The sequence below is a fragment of the Blautia sp. MCC269 genome (assembly GCF_018785655.1).
Taxonomy (GTDB): Bacteria; Bacillota; Clostridia; order Lachnospirales; family Lachnospiraceae; genus Blautia_A.
Genome location: NZ_WQQE01000025.1, coordinates 173370 through 191713, shown reverse-complemented (window position 1 = coordinate 191713; position 18344 = coordinate 173370). Strand labels below are relative to the sequence as shown.

Annotated in this window: 20 protein-coding genes; 5 read left to right on the top strand and 15 right to left on the bottom strand. The window is 40.9% G+C overall.

Annotated elements, in window-relative coordinates; genetic code table 11:
* Positions 1 to 74 precede the first annotated feature (74 nt).
* The 10 genes from GPK88_RS09565 to GPK88_RS09520 all read right to left on the bottom strand — a co-directional run bounded on the left by GPK88_RS09565 (position 75) and on the right by GPK88_RS09520 (position 6969).
* A complete protein-coding gene (locus tag GPK88_RS09565; protein WP_215707746.1) occupies positions 75 to 338 on the bottom strand; it encodes a DUF262 domain-containing protein in 264 nt (87 codons plus the stop codon).
* 43 nt (positions 339 to 381) lie between these two features.
* Positions 382 to 1083 carry an EcsC family protein gene (locus GPK88_RS09560; protein WP_215632456.1) on the bottom strand — a complete coding sequence of 234 codons (702 nt, stop codon included), beginning with the start codon at positions 1081 to 1083 and terminating at the stop codon, positions 382 to 384.
* A gap of 170 nt (positions 1084 to 1253) precedes the next feature.
* Complete coding sequence (locus GPK88_RS09555) at positions 1254 to 1631, bottom strand: TnpV protein (RefSeq protein WP_118595536.1); 378 nt, start codon at positions 1629 to 1631, stop codon at positions 1254 to 1256.
* A 10-nt stretch (positions 1632 to 1641) separates the two neighbouring features.
* The gene (locus tag GPK88_RS09550; RefSeq protein ID WP_199669512.1) at positions 1642 to 3138 is read right to left on the bottom strand and encodes a coiled-coil domain-containing protein; all 1497 of its coding nucleotides are present in this window, start codon (positions 3136 to 3138) and stop codon (positions 1642 to 1644) included.
* Positions 3139 to 3480: 342 nt separating this feature from the next.
* A complete protein-coding gene (locus tag GPK88_RS09545; protein WP_118595537.1) occupies positions 3481 to 3708 on the bottom strand; it encodes a DUF5348 domain-containing protein in 228 nt (75 codons plus the stop codon).
* 174 nt (positions 3709 to 3882) lie between these two features.
* Entirely contained in the window at positions 3883 to 4125 is a 243-nt protein-coding gene (locus tag GPK88_RS09540; RefSeq protein WP_055284201.1) for a hypothetical protein, read from the bottom strand.
* A gap of 91 nt (positions 4126 to 4216) precedes the next feature.
* Complete coding sequence (locus tag GPK88_RS09535; protein ID WP_118595538.1) at positions 4217 to 5371, bottom strand: AAA family ATPase; 1155 nt, start codon at positions 5369 to 5371, stop codon at positions 4217 to 4219.
* Positions 5368 to 5691 carry a plasmid mobilization protein gene (locus tag GPK88_RS09530; RefSeq protein WP_118595539.1) on the bottom strand — a complete coding sequence of 108 codons (324 nt, stop codon included), beginning with the start codon at positions 5689 to 5691 and terminating at the stop codon, positions 5368 to 5370. Before GPK88_RS09530 ends, GPK88_RS09535 begins: the two co-directional genes overlap by 4 nt.
* Positions 5669 to 6769, bottom strand: coding sequence for a site-specific integrase (locus tag GPK88_RS09525; RefSeq protein WP_215707745.1), 1101 nt, complete (start codon positions 6767 to 6769; stop codon positions 5669 to 5671). The genes GPK88_RS09530 and GPK88_RS09525 overlap by 23 nt, the downstream gene beginning before the upstream one ends.
* Positions 6770 to 6786: 17 nt before the next feature.
* Positions 6787 to 6969, bottom strand: a complete 183-nt coding sequence (locus GPK88_RS09520; RefSeq protein ID WP_026650251.1) for a helix-turn-helix domain-containing protein — start codon at positions 6967 to 6969, stop codon at positions 6787 to 6789.
* A 233-nt stretch (positions 6970 to 7202) separates the two neighbouring features.
* On the opposite strand from GPK88_RS09520, the gene GPK88_RS09515 reads away from it, so the two are divergent.
* Entirely contained in the window at positions 7203 to 7727 is a 525-nt protein-coding gene (locus GPK88_RS09515; RefSeq protein ID WP_118595117.1) for a helix-turn-helix domain-containing protein, read from the top strand.
* Positions 7728 to 7913: 186 nt separating this feature from the next.
* Here GPK88_RS09515 and guaA read toward each other — a convergent pair whose 3' ends face one another.
* The gene (gene guaA / locus GPK88_RS09510) at positions 7914 to 9491 is read right to left on the bottom strand and encodes a glutamine-hydrolyzing GMP synthase (protein WP_215707744.1); all 1578 of its coding nucleotides are present in this window, start codon (positions 9489 to 9491) and stop codon (positions 7914 to 7916) included.
* A gap of 171 nt (positions 9492 to 9662) precedes the next feature.
* Here guaA and GPK88_RS09505 point away from each other — a divergent pair, with 171 nt between their 5' ends.
* Together GPK88_RS09505 and GPK88_RS09500 are read left to right on the top strand one after the other, a co-directional pair.
* Complete coding sequence (locus tag GPK88_RS09505; protein WP_252197738.1) at positions 9663 to 10832, top strand: PqqD family protein; 1170 nt, start codon at positions 9663 to 9665, stop codon at positions 10830 to 10832.
* Positions 10822 to 12591 carry a peptidase domain-containing ABC transporter gene (locus GPK88_RS09500; RefSeq protein WP_215707742.1) on the top strand — a complete coding sequence of 590 codons (1770 nt, stop codon included), beginning with the start codon at positions 10822 to 10824 and terminating at the stop codon, positions 12589 to 12591. Before GPK88_RS09505 ends, GPK88_RS09500 begins: the two co-directional genes overlap by 11 nt.
* Before the next feature lie 454 nt (positions 12592 to 13045).
* Here GPK88_RS09500 and GPK88_RS09495 read toward each other — a convergent pair whose 3' ends face one another.
* Complete coding sequence (locus GPK88_RS09495; protein ID WP_215707741.1) at positions 13046 to 13426, bottom strand: hypothetical protein; 381 nt, start codon at positions 13424 to 13426, stop codon at positions 13046 to 13048.
* Positions 13427 to 13698: 272 nt separating this feature from the next.
* Between GPK88_RS09495 and GPK88_RS09490 the strand changes: the two genes are divergently transcribed.
* On the top strand, positions 13699 to 14163 hold the full coding sequence (locus tag GPK88_RS09490) for a S24/S26 family peptidase (protein WP_215707740.1): 465 nt from the start codon (positions 13699 to 13701) through the stop codon (positions 14161 to 14163).
* A 2-nt stretch (positions 14164 to 14165) separates the two neighbouring features.
* Here the strand turns inward: GPK88_RS09490 and GPK88_RS09485 are convergent, their stop codons facing one another.
* The gene (locus GPK88_RS09485; RefSeq protein WP_215707739.1) at positions 14166 to 14429 is read right to left on the bottom strand and encodes a PqqD family protein; all 264 of its coding nucleotides are present in this window, start codon (positions 14427 to 14429) and stop codon (positions 14166 to 14168) included.
* 74 nt (positions 14430 to 14503) lie between these two features.
* Between GPK88_RS09485 and GPK88_RS09480 the strand changes: the two genes are divergently transcribed.
* Positions 14504 to 15697, top strand: coding sequence for a nucleotidyltransferase domain-containing protein (locus tag GPK88_RS09480; protein ID WP_215707738.1), 1194 nt, complete (start codon positions 14504 to 14506; stop codon positions 15695 to 15697).
* 25 nt (positions 15698 to 15722) lie between these two features.
* Here GPK88_RS09480 and GPK88_RS09475 read toward each other — a convergent pair whose 3' ends face one another.
* A complete protein-coding gene (locus tag GPK88_RS09475; protein WP_215707737.1) occupies positions 15723 to 16829 on the bottom strand; it encodes a glycosyltransferase family 2 protein in 1107 nt (368 codons plus the stop codon).
* Positions 16772 to 18286 carry a lipopolysaccharide biosynthesis protein gene (locus tag GPK88_RS09470; RefSeq protein ID WP_215707736.1) on the bottom strand — a complete coding sequence of 505 codons (1515 nt, stop codon included), beginning with the start codon at positions 18284 to 18286 and terminating at the stop codon, positions 16772 to 16774. The genes GPK88_RS09475 and GPK88_RS09470 overlap by 58 nt, the downstream gene beginning before the upstream one ends.
* Positions 18287 to 18344: the final 58 nt, after the last annotated feature.

The following is an 18344-nucleotide window of genomic DNA, read 5'->3' as shown; positions in this document are numbered from 1 at the left end:
AAAAAGCAGCGCCTCATTCGAAGAAGCTTTTAAGTTTGTGGGATAAGTTTGTGCAAAATTCGATATTTGCTCATTTATAGATATAATGTTGTAATTCTCTGTTGTCCATCTATCAATGAAAACTTTGCAACACCTTCCGGCACAGATTTTGCTGGAATTGTAACCAATGATCCCATAAAATGTTGTCTTGGATTTTCTGAATCATATAGTTCCTTTATATCCGTCCATAAAATCATCCACTCTTTCTTCCCCCAGCTATATGATCTTTGAAACAACGGTACAACATATTGCTTTACACCTTCAAATATTGGTTGAAATATTGTTGACGATACATCCATAATTCATTCTCCTCTTCTGTTTTCTTTTTAATTTTTCCAATATTTATACTATAATATCATTATATTTATCTATATCTATAACATCGTCGTTACTCTCACCTTTTACAGAAAAATCTCCTGTCATAAACCATTTGTATGCACGATCTGCGATAACCTTCGTTTCCACTAAATCCAGTCCGCCACCTACAATAGCACCTACTCCTGGTAACATCTTTCCAAGATTTACAATTCCTTTTGACCCAAATTTCGTAATAAATCTGAAACCAACCTTCTGATTAATCTTCGTCAAGACCTTTCCCGGTATCTTTTTTATAACACCATTTGCAAATTTTACGCCAAATTTGATTCCTGCCTGTTTTAACAAACTATTCACTGCAACTCCTGCAAGACAAGCATATACAAAGGTTTGTGTCTGATCACTATTCAAATCATAATCAGCCATATATGCTGTACAAGCTATCATCCGCATTTGTACATAAATTACACTTCCAATATTCGCTGGTATCGCAACTGGCATTGTTATAAAGCCACCAAGTCCTGTTACAACTCCTGATGTTGTACATTTGGCAATTTGATTTTTCAGCATATCCCTACAAGCTTTTTCCTTTGTCTCGTGCTTTGACAAATAATCATTTGCCATATCTTCAACACCGGGACTGACCATCGGTATTCCATTTAAACATTTTTCATAGCAAGAGTCTAATAATTTCATAATGTCTTCTTGCGTCATTTTTTTCTTTTCCATATTTCTCATAATTCCAATCTTCACATTCTTTATAAGCTCATGAATTATATCCAAAGCAGACATAGTTCTATTCAAATTTTATCATAATTGTGAGAATTGCTCCATCCTATTTTCACAAATATGCTCCACCTACAGTTAAAAAAGGTGGCAACTATAACCACCTTTTCCATTTATCTATATACGATTTTCTTCAATATAATCTCCTCCGCACATGCCCGGATATTATTCATTCTCCCAACCCATGCCATCTGATCCTGCATCTTCAGTTCTTCCGTCACTCCCTGCTTTTCTTTCATCTGCTCTACCAGTCTGTCCATCATCTGATTACACTCTTCATCAATCTGATGCAAATGTTTATTTAACTTCCCGGCAAATACCAGCTCCAGATATAATCCCTTCCGATGTTCCTGCAAATATGACTTTCTCAACATTCCATACTTTCCAATCGGATACTCTGTCTCTTCCGGAAGATACAGATCTGGATAATACAGACCGTCCTCTCCTAAAGTATAGCTGATTCCATTTTCTCCCATAATGTGTTTCTCCATGATTGTCCTCCTATCTTGCTCCCCGATCTTTGTTCTGACTACGGGTATGCTGTTTATTTTTCTGTTCATTCTGTATTTCTTGTTTCTTTTCTGCCAGCTTTGCTCTAATACCATGTGCTACTGGCTCTTTGCCAGTTTCTTTCTTCCATTTTGCTATTGCAGTTCGATACTCGCTATACTCAGTTTGAGAAACCTTAAAATCTTTTAAAAAATCCTGTACACTTCTATAACCGATCTTCTGCACAATCCTCGGAAGGTAATCTTTCATATCTCTGATCTGGCTTTTCAGTTCATCAATTTCTTTCTGCAATTCTTTTTTCTTTCTTCCTTTAAACCATCCCGTAACTTCTGACAGTTCTTTCTTCTTTGCAGAAAGCTGTTTTTGTTTCTGTTGAATTGCACCGTTTTGATCTTCCAGTTCTTTATTCACTTTAAATAGTTTCGGATACTTTGCTGCAAGCCTCGTCATTTTAGGTTGTTCCGGTTCTGCCTTTTCTTCTTTTGTTGTCTTGACTGCTGCCGTGCTATTTTCAGCAACATGCTCTGGGTGTTCTGCTTCCGTTTGCTCTGTCTGTTTTGGCACTTCCCTGGGTTTCTTAAAAAGCACACTTGCTATCAAAAACTCCAATGCCTCAACAGCCACTGTTACAACTCTGGAAAATAATCGTGGTCTGTTTCCACGCCGGGCAATTGATTCCCTGATTGGCTCCGTGATTTCTTTCCGCTTCACTTCCATTATCTTCGGTTCCGGCACTCCACTAATCAATGCCATATCAACAGCTCTGTTCCATTCCCGGCGTTTTTGATTATCCGCTTCTATTTCCTGTGCCTTCGGATTATTTTTTCCGATTTTCTTTGTTGCAAGATAAACACTGCCACGCTCAAATACCTGTAGTTTCTGTTTCTCGTCCTGCACATAAATATTGATTAAATCTGTATAAGAATGCTTTACCTCATCCAGAAATGAATTGCACTTGAAGCGTTCATCTTTCGCAGTAAACAGCTTCTTCTCATAGACTTCTCCTTTCTTCACAATACTGCAGCCTTCTCGGATCTCGCCATCTTCTCCTAATATCTCTTTCTTGGTTCGGACATGTTTTCCATTTTCATCATAAAACATATTTCTGCCGGCAATCTTAATGATTGGTTCATCCAGTAGTTTCCGTTCTGCAAATATCAAATGAATGTGATAATTGGTCTTTCTTTTATTGTGGTGCAAAGCAGCAATACACTCTGTTCCATAATTCTGTTTAAAATGATTTGTAAAAAGCTGTAGCAATCTATCCGGCTGATATTCTGTAAAACTCTCTGGCAAAGCAATGATCAGTTCTCTTGCCTCAATACATTTTCCTTCTGTTCCACTTTTTGCAAATTCTTCCTGATTACATTTTGCAAGTTCCCGCCAGAATTTCCGTTCTATGGTTTCATAAACTGCATAAAGATTTTCCTGTTTTGCGTGACTGGATATATAAGTGATTCTGCCTTTTACATTGCTTAGTTTTGTCATTTGAATAAATGAATTTCTTCCGATAGGCACTCCCTCCTTGTCTTCGGCAAAATAAATTCTGCCATATCATTTGTGAGTGGATGCATCGGCATCCGTTTACGAACTTACTGCCGTTTCCGGCTATAATAGCCCCCTGCAAGGGCGAAATACACAGAGCATAAACGAAGTTTGTGCGATGGGTGTATTTCGCTCTCAAACGCCGAGGGCTTTGTGAGATGCTTCTTACATCTACCACAACTTGCTTTCGCTTTTCATTTTGGGCGTATCCGCCCTCTTTTTCTGCCCATATCCGGGCTTATTTTTTCACTAACAACAAACCGACTATTACTCTTCCTGTCTGCTTTATTCCCGTATCCTTGCCCGTACATACTCCAGATCTCCACAATACGGTGTTCCCACCAAATACCATTCTCTCGCCAGATTCATTTCCATTCGTGTCTTTACCCACTGATCATCAACTAGAACTTCCAGACATTCTCTGCAGTGAAATCCTGGATCAATCCATAAGTCGGATGACAATAATCCATATCTTTTGTTATAACTGTTGTAACCTAATCTTCCTTCTCTCATGGTGTCATTCTCCCTTCATTTATCATTTCCGCAGGGACGCCCTGAATCAGGGCCCCCTTTTGAAAAGTTTTTTCTTCGCCAATCAACTACCGGCTACACCTTACAAACCTTCTCTTTGTCTGCTATTTACAGGTGCGTGGCACGCTCCTGTCATAAGGTCATCAAGCAGAATCTTTACCAACGAAAGTTCTCATGCATTCCACACTTATCCAAATACTCTTGTCTTGCCTTTTCCCGTTCTTCCTCGGTTGGTGCTGTTTTGAATGTTGTATATAACTGACGTTTTACCATACTGTCTAATTTTTCCATCAATGCTTTTTCTATCTCCGGCAGATATTCCTCATTCCCGGCAAGATGGTACTGGAACAATGCCAGTAATAAATCTTTTGGTATCTGCACCTGTGACTTTCTTTCCATGTTTCTCCTTTCCGTGACGGTCGTGACGATAGTGACGATATTTTCACTACCGACACACTATATAAAATACCGTCACAACCGTCACATATCGTCACGCTTGTTTTCCAACAAAGGCTAATCTGATCTTTCTTCCATCATGTCCTCGTTCCGCTTTATACTGGATTCCATATTCCAGAATCAATCGTTCCAAGCTGACATTTAATTTTCGTGATAATGCGTTCGGCTGCATTTCCACCTGCAATACTTCCACAAGCTCTGTTGCTGTTCCTGCCCACTCTGGCGTAGTTTCTGTTACAAGTTCTTTGATTTTTTCCAACACTGGATCTTCTGGTTCTTTCCAAAGTTCTGTTTCTGTCTTGGTAAGTTCCCATACACATCTCTCCCGATTAAAGTTCAACCACAGTTTCTGATCCTGCTGGTCACGCCCTGCCACTTCCAGAACTGCCTTATTATCTGTCCGTTTTTCTTTCTGCATGACGAATGCTCCATCCGCAGCTCCAAGCAATCCATTCGTGCCAGAAATCATATCAAAACTATCTGAAGATTCCATTTTCCTTGTATGATGCACAACCAGAAAACAGATACCATATTTATCACTGAATGCTTTCAGCTTCGTTACAATCTCATAATCACTGGCATAACTGAATTTATCTCCACCAACCTCACGCACTTTCTGAAGAGTATCAATGATAATCAGTCTTGCGTCTTTATGCTCCGTCACAAATGTTACAAGCTGCCTTTCCAGTCCGTCATTGAGCGATTTTGATTTTGTAGCGAAATAAAAATTCTCACTGCCTTCCATTCCAAACATCTGTGATAATCGCTTTTGTAATCTTGCATAATCATCTTCCAGTGCCAGATAGAGAACCGTTCCCTGTCTGACTGAAAAGCCCCACAATGGAAGTCCTTTACTGATGTGATACCCGATCTGTGCCATAAAGAATGATTTTCCAATTTTCGGCGAACCAACAAACAGATAAGTTCCGTTATACAGAAGTCCATCTACAATCGGCAATTTTGGTGGATATGCAGTATCATATAATTCCATCATGGAAACTGTTTCCAGATCATCTGGATTCTTTTTATTTGCTGATTTTGCTATATTTTCCGCATTATTTGTGGCTTGCAGATTGCCCTTACCGGGCAAATCTGCTATACTTTGGTTGGTTAATTTATTACTTGATGACTGTTCCACATCTGCGCCAACAGATGCAATCGGAGCAGTCATTTTTTCTTTTTCTGTCATTCATTATCCCCTTTCAATCCATACAATGTCTCTGCGACCAATTTCAGGGTACTCAGCAACTCTTCGTTTTCCTCACCGCATTTTTCCAGACGTTTCAATTCTTCATAAATCTCTGCCATCTGATTTCGCAATGCTTTATACACTCTTGGATTTCCTTGTACCACAATTTCTCGATTAGTTAATCGTTTTGTGATATAGTCCTGCTTGCTAAGTCCTGACAATCGGACACATGCATCAATCTGCTCTGCTTCTTCTGGTGATACCCGGAATGCTACGATTTTGTTTCTCCATCTTCCTTTACTGTCCAGATTCTTCTCCATTTGATTTTTCCATCCTTTCAATATCCAGCTGTTCTGCCATCTGTGTCTGCTCACTTGGAAACAGATGTGCATATCGGTAAGTGATATCAATGCTCTCATGTCCCATTCGGTCTGCGATTGCTAATACCGTAAATCCCATATTGATCAATAACGATACATGGGAATGTCTCAAATCATGCACTCGAATTCGTTTCACACCAGATACTTTTGATCCTCTGTTCATTTCATGATGCAGATAAGATTTGGAAATTGTGAAAATTCTTTCGTCTTCCTTCAGACCGTAAAGCATTTCCATATAATCCTGCATCTCATCACATATAAATTGTGGCATCTTGATAAATCTGTTACTTTTAAATGTCTTTGGTGGGGTAATCACATCTTCCCGGTTTAATCTTTGATATGATTTGTTAATTCGTAGTGTATGCGTTGTAAAGTCAAAATCCGCTGGTGTCAGGGCAAGCAACTCTCCTTCACGGATACCACACCAGTAAAGCATTTCAAAAGCGTAGTAAGAAACTGGTTTATCCATCATCACATCTGCAAATTTCAAATACTCTTCTTTCGTCCAGAACAACATTTCCTTATATTCCTCTATTGCTATATTTCCAGCTTTCTGTGCCGGATTAGAAGGCAAATGATAAAAATCAACCGCATGATTGAAAATGGCACTTAACTGGCTGTGGATTTTCCGCAGATATGAAGCAGAATACCCTTTTCCATTCGCTCTCTTAAATGCAAGCAAATGATTCTGCCATGCAATCACATCTTTTGGTTCAATTTCTGCAATCTTTCTCTCCCCAAAGTATGGAAGAATTTTTGTTCTGGCAATATTATTCTTAGTTCCCCATGTGTTATCCCGGATTCGTTCCTTTTTATCTTCTACATAGATTTCATAAAAACTTGCGAAAGTCATATCCAGTTTTGCATCATGCTTTAACATTTGTTCGTGTTCCCACATCTGCGCTTCTCGCTTCGTAGGAAATCCTCGTTTTGAAGTCTGTTTCGTTTTCCCTGTCCAGTCGGTATACCGATAAACCACTCGCCACTTCCCAGTGACATTATCTTTGTAAATACTCATACAAATTCTCCTCTCTCTTACACTTCGCTGTAACATACTTTTTTGCGGAAATAATTGGTGTTTACTCTGCCAGCTACCGTAAGATAACCCAGCTTCTGTAATTCATCATTTAATTGTTTGACAATCTTATAAGCATAAGACTTGGAAACTCCCAGTTCCGCTGCAACTTCTTCTACTGTCATAAAAGTTCTGTTCGTCACATCTCATCTCTCCTTCCTACATTAACGCATTTTGTTTAAGTTACTACATTTGCATGATACTAAACATTTTAATTTAAGTCAAGCGATTTCATGCGAATATTAAATTCTTTTGTTTAAGTTCTTCTTGCTATCCGAAATTGCTCATGCTATACTGAACCTAAACAGAATTGTTTTATTTTCTATCACAATTAATTATGGCAACACGAATGACCACTATAAGGAGGCAAACAAAAATGGCAATCGGACAACGTATCAAATATTTTCGCAACCGCAAAGGCATGACACAAAAACAACTCGGAGAACAACTGGGATTCAAAGAAAAAACCTCAGATGTCCGCATGGCTCAGTATGAATCTGAAGCCAGAGTTCCTAAGATTGATCTTGTAAAACAAATGTCTCAGATCTTTGATATCAATACTCATGCCTTAACAGTTCCAGATATTGATACTCGCATAGGTCTGATGCATACACTATTTGCACTGGAAGATATGTATGGGCTGAAGGTAAAAAATGTAGATGGACAGCCTCATCTTTGCCTTGACTCTTCCATATCGGCTCCCGGCTCATCTGTCGATGAAATGCTTCGTGCATGGATGGAACAAGCTGACAAACTGGAAAACGTTGAAATCAGCAAGGAAGAATATGATAAATGGAGATATAAGTACCCGGAACTGGATACTTACCAGAAACGTGCCAAGGTACCCTCTCAGGAATTGAGTGATTACCTCGTAAAAGAATTGACTAAAAAAGAAAATTAAGAAAAAAAGAAAACCTTACCGATATTCAGTTTTTTACTTCTGAAAATCAGTAAGGTTTCTTTATATACGTTATGAAATAAAATTTTTATCTCTTGAATAATCACAAAATGTTGCCATTTTGTTGCCAAGCACTAAGCAAATTTGCTTGTAACCCGCATAAATACTGGAATTTTATGATTGTGTGGATTATTCAAACTCAATCGTTCCAGGCGGCTTACTTGTAAGATCATAGAATACGCGGTTTACGCCCTTAACTTCATTGATAATACGGTTCATCACCTTATTAAGTACTGCATAAGGAATCTCAGCGGACTCGGCAGTCATGAAGTCAATGGTCTTAACTGCGCGGAGTGCTACTGCATAATCGTAAGTTCTGAAGTCTCCCATTACGCCTACGCTTCGCATATTTGTCAGGGCTGCGAAGTACTGGTTTGGCATCCAGGATGGGTCTTCTCCGTGTTCTTTTTTGTAGTCGGCGGCTGCATTGTCGACTTCTTCACGGTAGATGTAGTCTGCATCCTGTACGATGTGTACTTTTTCTTCGGTGACTTCACCGATGATACGGATTCCAAGTCCCGGACCCGGGAATGGCTGACGGAATACCAGTCTTTCCGGAATTCCAAGCTCAAGGCCAGCTTTACGGACCTCATCTTTGAACAGGTCACGAAGCGGCTCAATGATTTCTTTGAAATCAACGAAATCCGGAAGACCTCCTACGTTGTGATGGGATTTGATCACTGCGGATTCTCCGCCGAGACCGCTCTCTACAACGTCCGGATAAATGGTTCCCTGTGCAAGGAAATCTACAGCACCGATCTTCTTGGCTTCTTCCTCGAAGATACGGATAAATTCCTCACCGATGATCTTACGCTTCGCTTCAGGCTCTGTAACACCGGCAAGCTTGTCGTAGTATCTCTGCTGTGCGTTCACGCGGATAAAGTTCAGGTCAAACTGACCATTCGGTCCGAATACACCTTCAACCTCATCACCTTCATCCTTACGAAGAAGGCCATGATCTACAAATACGCAGGTAAGCTGCTTGCCGATCGCTCTGGAAAGAAGTCCTGCTGCCACGGAGGAATCTACACCACCTGACAGGGCAAGGAGAACTTTTCCATCACCGACTTTCTCGCGGATCTCTTTGATCGTGTGTTCAACAAAGGCATCCATCTTCCAGTCTCCGGCACATTCGCAGACACCAAGTACGAAGTTGGACAGCATTGTCTTTCCTTCTACTGTGTGCAGTACTTCCGGATGGAACTGGATCGCATACAGTTTCTTCTCTTCATTCTGTGCAGTTGCTACCGGACAGTCTGCAGTATGTGCAGCGATCTCAAATCCCGGTGCAGTCTGGGAAATATAGTCTGTATGGCTCATCCAGCAGATTGTTTTGTCGGATACATTTTTGAAGATCCTGGAATCTTTCTTATCGATGAGAAGCTCTGTCTTACCATATTCGCTGACATCTGCCTTCTCAACTTTTCCGCCAAGGACATGCATCATAAGCTGTGCTCCATAGCAAAGTCCAAGTACCGGAATACCAAGCTCAAATAATTCCTTCTGGTAAGTCGGTGAATCTGCCTCATAGCAGCTGTTTGGTCCGCCGGTAAGGATGATTCCCTTCGGATTCATCGCTTTAATCTTCTCAAGATCTGTCTTGTAAGAATAGATTTCGCAATATACATTGCATTCTCTGACACGTCTTGCAACCAGCTGATTGTACTGACCGCCAAAATCAATGACAATAACTAATTCTCTTTTCAAGGCTTTCCTCCTGTTTTTTATAACATCTTTAGAATCTGTTACTCATTATAAATGAGTCACAGAATTTTTACAATGTCTATTTTCAACTCATCGAGAGATTTTACTGATTTTTGTGTTATAATCTGTTTTGAAAACTTTGACTTTCAGAAAGAGAAAGGAAACCTTTTTATTATGTTCAGATGTCAACCCGGATATACCCTCCGGAAAATCAAAGATACCTGTTACCTGCTGCCATATGGACAGCAGATCGCAGACCAGAAAAAAAGCTTTATCCTCAATGAGACCAGCTCATTTTTATGGAATATTCTGCAGCACAATGAAGGAGCAGAACCAGAGGAGCTGGTAAAACTGCTTGCCAGGGTTTATCAACTGGATGAATCTTTTTTCCCTGAACTGCGCAGTGATGTGATGGATTTTCTTACACAGCTTACAGGCCTGGGAATGATCACAGAAGATCTCCATCCGATTTCCAAAGAACCTTCCGGCTCTATGGTCATTGCCGGGATCACAGTGAAGCTATATGGTCCCCGGGAACTGTTTTCCAAATGTTTCGAGCCCTTTTATAAAAAGTTTTCTGCGGAACCAGATCAGATACTTGAGCTGGTCACTGCACCTCCGGCCAGCCGCTGTTATGAGCAGGTTCTTCTGCAGAATTCCGAAATGACTATCTTCGAAAATTCTGACCGCTACGTTGTTCTTTTTCCTCAGATGCAGAATATTTACGAAGCTCACATGCTCAAGGATGGTTCCTATGTGCGGATCCACTGCCATGCCCAGGCAACTGAGCTTAATACAGACAACCTGTTTCACGCAATACGCCTGTTTTTTCTTTTTATTGCGCAGAAAAACGGGCTCTTTGCCATTCATTCCGCATCCATTCTTTACCATGATAAGGCCTGGCTTTTTTCCGGGCATTCGGGAATGGGAAAATCAACTCATACAGCTTTATGGCATGAGCTTTTTGACACGCCGTATCTGAACGGGGATCTGAATCTTCTGGGATTCGAAGACGGTCATATCACTGTTTACGGAATTCCCTGGTGCGGAACCTCGGAGATTTTTACTACAGAACGATATGAGCTCGGAGGGATCGTGCTCCTGGGGCGTGACTCGCAGACAGACCGGCTGGAAAAATTACCTCCTTCGGAAAAAATCCTCCGGGTTATGCAGCGTATGATTTCTCCTGCCTGGAAAGAAATTCAGCTTACCAGGAACCTGTCCTTTGCAGAAAAAATCGCGGACTGTGTGCCAGTGCTCCATTTTCTGTGCACAAAAAATCCTTCTGCTGCCTATACTATGAAGAACGCCATTGACCTGCGGAGGAGCTGCAATGAAAGATAAAATATTTCTGGTCTGGAAGCATCTGAAACAGGGCACCTTGAAAAAAATATGGAAACAGACCTTATGGATCTATCAGTACGGCAAACGTTACTGGAAAGCTATGATCCTCTATACTTTGCTTGGAATTACCGGAACCGGCGTTTCCCTGATCTCCAGCCTGATCTCCAAAGATCTGGTCGATATCATCACCGGCCACCAGACCGGAAAACTTCTGAGTACTTTTGCTGCAATGATCGGTTTTTCCGTAGCCAATATCCTGGTTTCACAGGCTTCCGGATATGCCTCCACATTTATTAATTTAAAGGTGGATTCAGAGATCAAAAACGATATTTTTTCCAAAATGCTGGTGACTGACTGGGAATCTCTTACGGATTACCATACCGGCGATCTGGTGACACGGTGGAGCTCCGATGCTTCCAATATTTCCAGCGGAATCCTGAACTGGATACCAAACCTGATCATTTATACGTTCCGTTTTATCAGTGCTCTCGCAATCGTACTTTACTATGATCCTACCTTTGCGTTGTTCGCACTGCTTGGAATACCGTTCAGCGCACTGCTTTCCAGACCGCTTCTTCGGCGTATGCGGGATAATAACCAGAGAAGTGCTGCCATGAATGCAAAGCTCTACGGATTTAACCAGGAGGCTTTTTCCAATATCCAGACCATCAAAGCTTTTGACCTGATCCATTTTTACACGGACAAACTGAAATCTCTTCAGAAAGATTATATCGATATGAGGCTGGATTTCCAGAAAATGTCCATCCTGACCTCTGTCCTTATGTCCATTATCGGTTTTATCGTATCGTACAGCTGTTATGGCTGGGGAATTTACCGTGTGTGGAGCAATGCGATCAGTTACGGAACCATGACCATGTTTCTTTCTCTTTCCGGCACGCTGACAAGTGCAGTGAATTCCCTGGTCAGCCTGATTCCTTCTGCGATCTCGCTGACGATCTCTGCCGGCCGACTGATGGATATCGTGGAAATGCCCCAGGAGGATTACAGCCAGGATTCCTCTGTCCGAAGCTTCGAAAAGCAGTATCGGGAGAAGGGAATCGGTCTGAATATGCAGGATCTCAGCTATACTTATCATAACGGAACTTCTGTTTTTGCCAACGCTTCCATGGAGGCTTATCCTCATGAGATCGTTGCCCTGGTTGGGCCTTCCGGCGAAGGTAAGACAACTATGCTGCGTCTGATTTTGTCCCTTCTGACGCCACAGACCGGTTCTTTCCATGTCTGCGCGGGCAAAAATCACTCGAATATGCTGGATATGTCACCGTCTACCAGAAAGCTGTTTTCCTATGTGCCTCAGGGAAACACCATGTTTTCGGGAACGATTGCTGAAAATATGCGAAATGTGAAGCAGGATGCCACAGATGAAGAAATTATCGAGGCACTGAAACTGGCCTGTGCATGGGATTTCGTGGAAAAGCTTCCGGATGGAATCGAAAGCGTCATTAAAGAACGGGGCGGCGGTTTCTCAGAGGGCCAGGCCCAGAGACTTTCCATTGCCAGGGCACTCCTCAGAAAATCTCCGATCCTTCTGCTGGATGAAGCAACTTCCGCGCTGGATGTAGCCACAGAACGTAAAGTTCTTAGGAATATCATGCAGGATACTTACCCCCGAACCTGTATCGTGACAACTCATCGGCCCACAGTCTTAAATATCTGTACGCGGGTTTATGCAATACGGGATAAAAGATGCGAGGTGCTTGGGGATGGGGAGATTCAGAAGATGGTGAAGGAGTTCTGATCTGCGATATAATCGGCCTGATTTTTAATCATTAACTTGTCAAATGTATTAAAAAAATCCCCCACAGAAATGGTTGCCTGTTTCTGTGGGGGATTTTTTATATTTGAATTAATCTTGATCTAATTAGTCTGTAATGTGGATTATGAAGTATATCCTGTATCTGTAACAGAAACTAATGTCGCCTTCGTAACTCTTCATCGCCAATTCGACCTACAAGGCATCCACTAGCCGCATACACACCCTCAGCCATTCCTGCATCAACAGAAACCACCGGTTTCTCGTATACCTTCACGTTAATCTCCCCCCACATCTTACACTATCAAATAAAACAGATATTCACCTTCCACCTCACTGAATATTCATAAATCCAATCTTTCAGCATTCGTGTCAAGTAAATAAAATCATCCGCATTCGATACATAGCTCTGCACCGAATAACTGATTCGCAGATGCAGTTAGTTCACAGAATATGTAAATCCAGTCATCTTCAGATCATCAATACTTGTTCCGTGATTCAGATGAATTCCGATCGTCAGTGGATTACTTGCTGTACTTGCGAATGTAAATGTCGCTGTCTTTCCTGACCAGGAAGGCTGTACAGATGCATCGTCTGTCTCTGCCTGATCTACCGTATCATTAAACGTAATATTCAGTGTGATTGTTCCGTCAATACCAGACCATTCTGCCATCGCAAGGCCTTTACCGCCATTAGTTCCCCAACGATCCCATACACCATGATATGTTACATTCAGTGTACCCTTTGCACCGCTTGCCGCATATACACCTTCTGCCAGTCCCTCATCAACAGTTACTATCGGTTTTTTATACATTTTCATATTTTATTTTCCTCTCTTATGCCATCAAAAGCCAGTAATTTATCTATTTCATCTTTTCTTTTATAATATCTATCAGGCCCTTGAAAGTCAAGTATTCTTATAAAAAATATCGTGCTGTTTCTGACACGTTTCTGTCAGTTATTGTTGTTCTTTATTTACAGGAATGCTATAATACGCACTAGCCAGGCAGACAAAATTCTCTTCATTGAGCAGATAACTTGCCGGGTACAACCAAACACACCAATATTATACCAAATTTAAGGACGATCACCATGAACAATACATCCCAAACATCACCGAAAATCGATCTGGAACAGCTTCTCCGTGACGGAAATATCATCCGCATCAAACCACAGGGCTACAGCATGTACCCTCTTTTTATTCCCGGCCGGGATGAAGCCCTGATCCAGCAGACATCTTCCACAGACTGCCGCAGAAATGATGTAGTTCTTTACCGCCGTGACCGGAGTATCCTTGTGCTCCACCGCATCGATAAGATCACAGAAGAGGGATTTTTTATGGTTGGTGATAATCAGTGGGAAATTGAAGGCCCTCTTCGTTCTGATCAGATTATCGGAAAACTTGTAGTTTTTGTACGCAATGGACGGGAGATTTCCGCACAGAATCCTTTTTATCGTTTTCTGTCCTCTGTGTGGCTTCTGATGCTGCCGGTTCGTCCTTTCTGTTTTCGTTTAACTGCATTTTTTCGCCGGATCTGCCGAAATCCAAACTCTTAGGCTCACAGAAGAATTCCTTTTTCCCGGAAAGTTTTTACCACATTTTTCACATCCTCGTAAACCTCGGATGCTTCTATCCCATATTCGTTTCCAACCATCTGCGCCAGTCCTTCAATATCTTCTGCCTGATCTGCATGGATATAAATAAATCCTGCTGTTTCGCTTAAGGAGATCACCTCATTGACTTCCTCTGTTCTTTCTCCCACCGGAAGCACAATATACTCATCTTCCAGTTCTTTTACAATATATCCTTCTGTCTTTTTCATTTTTTCCTCCCCTTTATTTCCAAATATATTCATGATATACTTACTATTATTTTATACCTTTTCAGGAGATCAACATGAAGCAAATATACCAAACTTATCTGAACATAATAAAAAATATCTGCACAGATTCCAACGATCCTGTTTCTGTCACACCGGAGCAGTTTCCGGCTCTGGCGAACCTGGCACAGGAGCACTGTACCGTTCCCTTCGTGCTTCCCTGTCTCAGATCAGCTTCTGTTTATCCTTCCATGAAGCACCAGGTAAAAGAAATGATGCTGAATTACTATCAGATCGAACATTTTACCCGGACTACCGTATCTCTCCTGAGAGAGAACCATATTGACTGCTACCTTCTGAAGGGTTTAAGTCTTGCCGACTGCTATCCTGTCCCGGAGTATCGCAAGCTGGGAGATCTTGACCTTTATCTGGCCGAACCGGAAATACTTTCTCAGGCACAGACTGTTCTGGAATCCAACGGATACATTCTCCAGGACGAGCTCAGTGATCATCATGTAACTTACTATTATACATTTCCAAAAACCGGACGCCGTTTTATCCTGGAGCTTCATTACAGAGTTGTCGGACAGTACCAGTACAGCCGAACCAATGAGATCGTAGATCTCGTTTATTCACCGACACAGCTGAAGAAATCATCTCAGATGATCCATGGATACAGCTATACAGTCCTGCCGCCAACAGAATACGTTTTTTACATGATCCATCACATGCTGAAACACTATCTGTACAGCGGATTCGGAATCCGGCTTCTCTGCGATTTCACTTTTTATCTGAAATGTCATGAATCCGAAATTGATTTTGACCAGATACATACATGGTGCAGGGAATCGCGGATCAGCCATCTCTATGAGATCATTCTGGAAAGCTGCCGGATATATCTCGGCCTCCCGGATTCCATAGATCCCCAGACCCACTACGATACCTCTGACTGTCAGGATTTTATCACACAGATCCTGAAAGACGGTGACATGGGAACCGATGTTTCACAGACTCTGGTGGGAAGCAGCTCCTACCAGAAAGTCAACCTGTTTACCTATTTCCGTGAAGGTCATGTCCAGATGAAAGTCCGCTTCCCAAAAGCCAGCCACTTCCCGATCCTCTGGCCGGTACTCTGGGTGATCACTTTCGTCTGCTTCATCCGCAACACCTACAAAGTACGGAATACAACCTTCCTGCAGACACTTTGTAACTTCAAAAAAAGCAACCAGAAAACAAAACTTGTCAAAATTTTTGAAAACAGCGATTCCTGAGTGGGAGTCACTGTTTTTGTATTACCTATTCCCTGATCCCGGTATCAGAAAGTCTTTCATCTACTTTCTGCGTAATCAAAATTTTAACACCCACAGACATCAGCAGGTACCATTTTGATTTCATTCCAAAAGAAAAAATCCGTATCATAGCCTTCCACATCCACTGATTGATCTGAAGCGGCCGTTTTCTATCTGCCAGTTCACAAAAAACTTTCTTTCCCACTGGATGATCACCATATTCTTTCAGTATTTTATGGATTGCTCTTAATCTTTTTTTGTGCTGCATATATTCCATTTTAGCATCAAAAAATGTAGCAAAAAAAATCAAATATCTGGTAAGTGATATATATTCCACAGGATCTTTATTCTTCTTCTCAATCCATCCCTTCAGCGCATATGCTATCTTAAACCAGTTCTCTGTGGAATCCGAACGATACTGCCAGGAAACTGATACGTCATTTTTTCTATAGACATATCCTACATCTTCCAGAAAAACATACTTTGGATTGCAGATATAGCACTGCATATTGAATAATTTATCTTCCGCATAAGAAATCTCTGTAAAAATAATCTGATTCTTCTTCAGAAATTCACTTCTGTAAAGCTTTCCCCATACATACGAAAGTGTTCCCACAGAAAAGAATCCCCGAAACCTGAATTCCTCTGATAAAGGACTGCACAATGCAAATGACTCATGTTTCGATGCCGGAAGAATCTTATCCTCCCATAATCTTGCATAATTACTTACTACAATATCTGCCCCTGTAGGTTCAGCAATACTTATATATTTACGGAATATTTCTGTATCCGGAAGATAATCATCTGCATCCGCAAACACAATATAATCACCTTTTGCCAGTTTCAATCCTCTGTTTCTCGCAGGTCCGGGACCTTTTCCAGGTCCCTTGATCATGCGGATTTCCGGATATTTCTTTTCATATTCCCGAATAATATCCGGACTCTTATCCTCCGACCCATTCTCTATTATAATAATTTCCCAATTTTGGTAACTTTGCTCTATAATACTGTTCAAAGTTTTTTTTATATACTTCTCAGCATTGTATATGGGTATAATCACTGAAATCTTTTTTGCACAAAAGTCTTCTTTATAATTCTTTTCAGTAAGTTCCATAATTCTCTCCATTCCACAGTATTTCTATATACAAACCATAACAGGATGTTGGGTACTGTTAAACAGATCAGCAGCTTCGACACCAACATATAAATTGTCTGTCCGTAAACAAATCTGCAGCAATATTCTGTAATTCCCCACACCGCTGCCATTGTTCCCACATATCCAGTATATTTTACCAAAAATTTGGATACAGATTTTTTAAATCTGTATTTATAAATTACATAAGGCTCTACCCAGACGGAAGTAAGCATTGTACTGCAGAATGTTCCCACAAACACACCAACTACTCCAAAATGCATTACCAATAAAATAGAAATCACTAGATTCAGCATAGCTTCAGCTATTGCCTTATAACGATCATACCAAAATAGTCCCATAGATTCCTTGAAAATCAGAACTGCCTGTCTCATTCCATTGATAAAAAAATTGATACAAAGTATCAGCACAATTTCTCTCGGAAACAAATATCTTTTTCCAAAAGCCAACTCCACAAAAGGATTCAGCAATTCTAATAGACAAATTCCAGCTAACCCAGCCAGCCAATATCCAATAAAAAATAATCTATCAAAAATATGTCCAATTTTCTCTGTTTCCTCTGTTACTCCAAGATTTCCCACACTTGCAGCAACTCCTTGCATGACCTGTTCCAATATCTGCCGAACAGAGCCAATAATCAGAAAATAATTGGAATAAATACCGGCTGTAACAACCCCTACAAAACTGGATATCAGAAGATTATCGGTATTATTTACAACCACATTTCCGATCTTATGCATCAACATTGCTTTTACATTCCGGAAGATATCGTGATATTCATTTTGCGGAAGTTTATCCTTACAAGGCTCCTTCATGTAAGGAAAAAGTTTGTCCGCTTTTCTGGACATACAAATATTTCCACTTATCGTACACACAACCGCAACAATAAGAAACAGGATAAAGTTCCCGGTCAGAAGCAATACAACGATCTGACAGATATCCTGCAATACAAGAAATCCATTATGATACATCACAGTAATATAATTCATCTGGTGAGCATCCACCAATGTCTTCTTGTAAATCAGCAAATAAGACACAACTGAATTCGTAAGATACAGAATATAGATCATGATCAGATGATCCACATCCGGCCTGTCCTTCATCAGAATATCCAGAAACGGAATCAGGCACAGTCCCGCCACCAGAACAAAACCTGCTGTCATTCTGTAAAAAGTACGGAACATCCGCATCAGGATCTGCTGTTTTTTGATATCATTTCTGGCAATTGGGCCGTAAAGAGCATATGTAATTGCAGTTCCTACTCCAAGTTCTGATAATGATAATATATTTAATATATCTGTAAACAGACCATTGATTCCCACATAACCTTCACTGAGCGTTCTCGTAAAAACGACCCTTGTAAAAAAGCCCATAAGAATTGCTGTCACCTGTGCAATAAAGGCTACTGACGTATTCATGACAGAGTATTCGGTCCTGGATTTCTGTTTCAATCTTCACTTATCCTTTCTTTTTGGT